General features: G+C 37.3%; 7 protein-coding genes. 3 read left to right on the forward strand and 4 right to left on the reverse strand.

Annotated elements, in window-relative coordinates:
• Positions 1-491 precede the first annotated feature (491 nt).
• Positions 492-1,274, reverse strand: coding sequence for a YcjF family protein (locus H541_RS0110500; RefSeq protein ID WP_022797242.1), 783 nt, complete (start codon positions 1,272-1,274; stop codon positions 492-494).
• A gap of 242 nt (positions 1,275-1,516) precedes the next feature.
• Here H541_RS0110500 and H541_RS0110505 point away from each other — a divergent pair, with 242 nt between their 5' ends.
• Together H541_RS0110505 and H541_RS12855 are read left to right on the forward strand one after the other, a co-directional pair.
• The gene (locus H541_RS0110505; protein ID WP_022797243.1) at positions 1,517-2,008 is read left to right on the forward strand and encodes a PH domain-containing protein; all 492 of its coding nucleotides are present in this window, start codon (positions 1,517-1,519) and stop codon (positions 2,006-2,008) included.
• Entirely contained in the window at positions 2,001-3,524 is a 1,524-nt protein-coding gene (locus H541_RS12855; RefSeq protein WP_022797244.1) for a PH domain-containing protein, read from the forward strand. Before H541_RS0110505 ends, H541_RS12855 begins: the two co-directional genes overlap by 8 nt.
• Before the next feature lie 21 nt (positions 3,525-3,545).
• On the opposite strand, the gene H541_RS0110515 is transcribed toward H541_RS12855, so the two are convergent.
• On the reverse strand, positions 3,546-3,977 hold the full coding sequence (locus tag H541_RS0110515) for a hypothetical protein (RefSeq protein WP_022797245.1): 432 nt from the start codon (positions 3,975-3,977) through the stop codon (positions 3,546-3,548).
• Positions 3,978-4,059: 82 nt separating this feature from the next.
• The gene (locus H541_RS0110520) at positions 4,060-4,344 is read right to left on the reverse strand and encodes a hypothetical protein (protein WP_022797246.1); all 285 of its coding nucleotides are present in this window, start codon (positions 4,342-4,344) and stop codon (positions 4,060-4,062) included.
• A 241-nt stretch (positions 4,345-4,585) separates the two neighbouring features.
• Between H541_RS0110520 and H541_RS13080 the strand changes: the two genes are divergently transcribed.
• On the forward strand, positions 4,586-4,771 hold the full coding sequence (locus tag H541_RS13080) for a DUF3290 family protein (protein ID WP_084684609.1): 186 nt from the start codon (positions 4,586-4,588) through the stop codon (positions 4,769-4,771).
• Positions 4,772-4,793: 22 nt separating this feature from the next.
• Here the strand turns inward: H541_RS13080 and H541_RS0110525 are convergent.
• A partial coding sequence (locus tag H541_RS0110525) for a DDE-type integrase/transposase/recombinase (protein WP_010829842.1) occupies positions 4,794-5,053 on the reverse strand: 260 nt, incomplete at its 5' end.

A 5,053-nucleotide genomic window follows, 5' to 3' on the forward strand; every position in this document is an offset into this window, starting at 1 on the left:
CGTCGAGTTCAAATCCAATTCAGTTGTGCAAATGTGTATGACAAAGAGTTTGAAACGATTCTTCAGAATTTAACTTACCTATGATTCGAGTGTTAAATCGATAATTTTAAAAATTATTCAAAAAAACAAGGGGAAAGTGCGCTCTTTTTTAGTAGAAATGAACTTTTCTTTTCTTCCGTTAGGAAGGAATCTAATCGATTTGTAAAAAAGAAAGAAACATTTCAGTTTCGCCTAATTTTTTGATAAAAATGTCCCTGTATAAAAATCTATGAATGATTCAGGTTATTGCCTTCAATTTATCATTATCTTGTAGCTTTTAAAAAATCGTTTGAGTATTAACCACAATCATAATTAATCTGATTTCAACAACTACCAATGTAAATTAAATTTAAAATAAAAGACAACTTCTCTTAACGGTCTAAGAGAAGTTGTCTTTCGTTTATTGTCTTTTATCACGTCATAGCGTTATATGCACCATTCACAACACCTTCTCACTTCTTCGAATGGTGGCTTCCTTGTAGCGCATTAAAAAGCAATTTAAATTGTCCCTTAAAAGACATCACTTGATCAAAGATATCCACACCATCATTTAACATCTTTACAGTCACCCAACCCAAAGACTCTGTAATGGCGCTCGCAACTGTCGCATTGACCGTGGCACCTGCCACTGTTCCAACGCCAGGGATCAACTTCATAACATTCCCAACAGCACTTTTACCAAATCCAACTACAATTAACTCTCTAGACAAACTCTTTCCTAAGCTTTCAGACCAAGATTTTCCAAATATCCTGTGCAATCGCGACATCATCGTCAACTGAACCGGCACCAATAACACCGCATCTGAGAACGGAATCGGTGAACATCCTATAATTGCTGCCGATAGAGCAGCCGTATGTATGGTTTGATGACTTTTTTTCCTAGTCTCTTCATCCACTCCAACCAAGAATTCATCAAAGACTGCATCAAACTGAGTCTTACTCTTCGCCAAAATTTTCTCAGCCATTCCTTTAGTCTTACCATAAGTACTGAGAATAATATCAGTCGTTTTTGAAGGCAATCGTTTCAAGACATCCCCAAAGAACGATTCAAATTCTGACTCATCTTTACCAGCTTCACTATGAGTCGCTATAACACCTTCTATTTTTCTTGTTTCCTCGTCTGATAGTTCCTTTTTTTCTTCTATTGATGCTACTCCTGCTGTCACTTCTGCCTCTATTTTTTTATCCTTACCTTTCGCAGTTTTACCAAACTTTCCAAATGATAGTTTCTTCATGTCTATTCCTCCATAACATAGTATTTTTATCACTATAGGGTATGTTTTTCTTGCGACTATGACTTCAGGAACTTGACTTTAAAAATAACAATACCAGAACAATAGTCGAAAAGAAGATCTAATACAAAATACAAAGATTCTCAATTCTTTACACCTTGTCCTAATAGGATAGCTTTTTACCTCAATATCTTCTAAAATAATGTCATTGACTACTCATGTTGTACATTAAGGAGGAAGATTGTTTGAATTATCCACTATTAGCAAATCAAATGCCCGAACGAATCAAAGGTGTCTGGCGTTTGACTGATATCGTCTCTAGTCTTATTGCCTTATTACTAGGTGGCATTGTTATTATAGCATTGACCTACTTCAACTGGTTCAATACTATTTGGTATTGGATAGCAGTCATTTATTTCTCCATCATCATCGTATTAACAGTGTTCTCTCTTCTTCTAGTCCCTTATCGTTATAAATTCAATCGTTTCGAAATCAATGCTACTGAACTTGCATTCCAGGAAGGCTATATCTTCCGTAAGATTACCTTCGTACCTATTAATCGCATTCAACATATCGAAACAGAACAAGGACCATTTTTACGTCGTGCTCACTTGATGGAAATTGTTGTAACCACTGCTGCAACTAGTCATCATATTTCTGGATTAGACATCAATGACGCTCAGGCATTAAGGCAACAAATCGTTGATTTTGTGAAGGTGGCGAAGGAAGATGTCTGAACGTGTTCGTTTCCATCCTGCTTGTATTCTAGTTTCCTTTTTTAATGGCATCAAGAATTCTACAATCCTTTTCCTTTATGGCGTCTTCAGTAATGAGCTGTGGATAATGCTAGCAATCATTTCCGCTATTTTAGCATTCACGGCTATCATTGCTGTCGTAAAGTATTTTACCCAGACCTATCAAATTACTGATGATCAGATCATTCTTTACACAGGTATCCTGAACCGTAAGGAAATCAATATCCCTTATGACCGCATCCAAACGATCAAGAAACGGCAGTGGTTTTTCTTCAAACCGTTCGGGTTGATTCAACTTCTGATTGAGACTGCTGGCGGTCAGGATGGTAAAGCTGAAGGCAACTTTCCTGCGGTGAAGGAAGATGTCTTAAACACGATTGAAGCCCATCGCTATAAAACTGCTAATAGCATTACACCTGTAGACTCTATTGCTGAAACTACGGACTCAACTCTCACAGATTCTATCAGTGAAAGTAGCGATGACAGTTCAGCCGCTGCGCCTGAAGTCATCTCGCAAGAAATAAGCTACTCTCATATGATAAGCGATAGTCAAATCGTATGGTTCAGTCTGACAGATCTTGGTATCATTGCTCTTCTGCTGGCTTTTTTTGCCTTCGTAGATGATTTTATCCCGGAAAGTTGGTTCTCTTCTTTAACGGATTACACCAATGAATTATTGACACATGGCATTTGGATAGTACTCGGACTAGGAATCATCGCTCTACTCATACTATCGCTCATATCGATTGCACGGAACTTTTTCCGTTACTATAACTTTAAGAGCTCCAGAGCTGGTGATTATCTCGTCATTGAGAAGGGATTATTCGAGCGTAGTACTCAAACGATTCCAGTCTCAAAAATACAAGGGATTACTGTGGAACAACAATTGTTACACAAACTTCTTGGCTTAGCTTCGGTTGAATTATTGATTGCTGGTAGCCAAGCTAAAGAAAATGCTGAAGGAGACGATGCTACCTTTTATCTCTTACCCATCATTCCAGAAAAACAACTGCAAAATGTCCTAGCATCCCTTCTACCTGAATGGGATCTTGTTGGCTCAGAGATCACTTATACCTCACGATATCATTTGTGGTACTTTTTGAGGTGGTACCTCTTGACTATACCTGTCATTGGGGTAGTCGCCTACTACTACAAATGGATTGCAATTATTGTAGTGGTTATCGTTTTGATTTTGATGCTGTCGAGGTGGTTGGATTGTCGCTATCAAGGATATGCACTGATGCGACAAAAGGTTTTATGTACCCAACACTTTACCTTTTTAACGCTGACACAGACTTATACTACTCGCAATAAAATCCAATCGTTTACTAAAAGAACCACGCCTTGGCTTTACCGTAAAGGTATCGGACATTTTGAGTTATGTCTGAAAGTCGGAAACCATCCTAAAGATATTCATTTAGAATTTGTTAGCCTAGACATCATCAAACACATCTCCCAATTTTATCGCGTTAAAAAAGAAGAGCCCATCACTGATTGATGGGCTCTTCTCTGTCTACTATTATTTTTTTTGATCAGTTGTCATTTTATTCTTGCTATTTTCACTAGCTAAAAGCTTGGCCATTCTCTTTTTAGTCACGATTTTACTCACGATATATGAGGCTAAATAGCCTACTGCAATTGTTGTTGCAATGTAGATTGCTAAGTACTTGAGTTCTTCTTCTGAACCAGTATCAAGCAATTGTGACTGAAAAATCAGAAAGAATACAACAGCGCTCACGATATAACAACCAATACTATAAACAATCTTTGAGTACCAAAAAGGTTCATCTTGTTGTGGCTCGTCTTCAAATGAATTTGGCGGATAGCTTCGACTACCCACTACAGTAGAATTATTCCAGACTTGCTGGGTATGTACAGTACTATGTTGGTTTAATGTACGAGAAGAAGTATCTTGTTGGTTTCTCTTTCTCTCTTGATCTCTATCACTCATTATTTCCACATCCTCATATGCTAATCTTAATAATTATCTCTAGAGTTTTCAAGCATATGTTACCGAACTGCTAGTAGACTACTCAAAACAGAAAAATCCCACTAATAATCAAGATGACACATAAAGCAAAAAATGCCATATTGACTACATTGACAATCAACGCAAAGAATTCTCTCGTATGCACAATACGGACTAGAAAAACACCATTGATTCCCACAAATGTCAGGATTAAAAGACTAAACCAACTAATTGCCGGGACTGAAGGTTGGCTGAAGGCAACCCAAAAATAATTCCAAGATTTCAATAATATCATCGTTAGTAATACCGACCCTAGTAATAAAATATAACACCACTTCTTAGTCGTCATGCTTGTTCCCCTTTATAGTCCTATCACACTTTACGCATCACTTTTGTTTGCCACTTTAAACTTACCACACTTAACTCACTTATGATGACACATTTATGTTACATCCACTACTAACCTGTCACATTCCTGTCACAAGCGCTGATATCCTACCACTATGGCCTGAATGATCAATGGTCGTTCAGCCGTCATCGTGCTACAATAATGATAAAAATGCATAAAGATAGTTTAACGGAGGACCGTCATGAACTTTTATGATCTTAATTACATCAGTCAACAAAGTAATATCAATGATTATATCAAGTTCGGTATTATTTTCTTAGCGTTAGGATTGACCATTATTATTTTCATTTTGTACCGGCGAAATCAATTCCAAACCAAATACCGAGATCTTAGTAGGTTCTGTTGCAAGGTTTTAAATAAAGAATAAAATCCCTTACGGTATCTATGATTTAAGCTGGGATTCCCAATAATACCTTGATTTCAGTACAGACCGAAAACCCGAAGAGAGTGCCTTCTTTTCGGGTTTTCTTATATAATCCTCGAATGGCTTCCATGCCTTTAATCGTGGTAGAGGCAGTGCGTAAACTTCGATAGAATTTATTGCGTCTCTTTACTGGACGATGGTCTTGTTCAATCAAATTATTCAGGTATTTAATGGTACGATGTTCTGTCCCTTGATAAAAGCCGTATTCTTTTAGTTTCTTAAAGG

The sequence above is a fragment of the Bavariicoccus seileri WCC 4188 genome, assembly GCF_000421665.1.
GTDB lineage: Bacteria > Bacillota > Bacilli > Lactobacillales > Aerococcaceae > Bavariicoccus > Bavariicoccus seileri.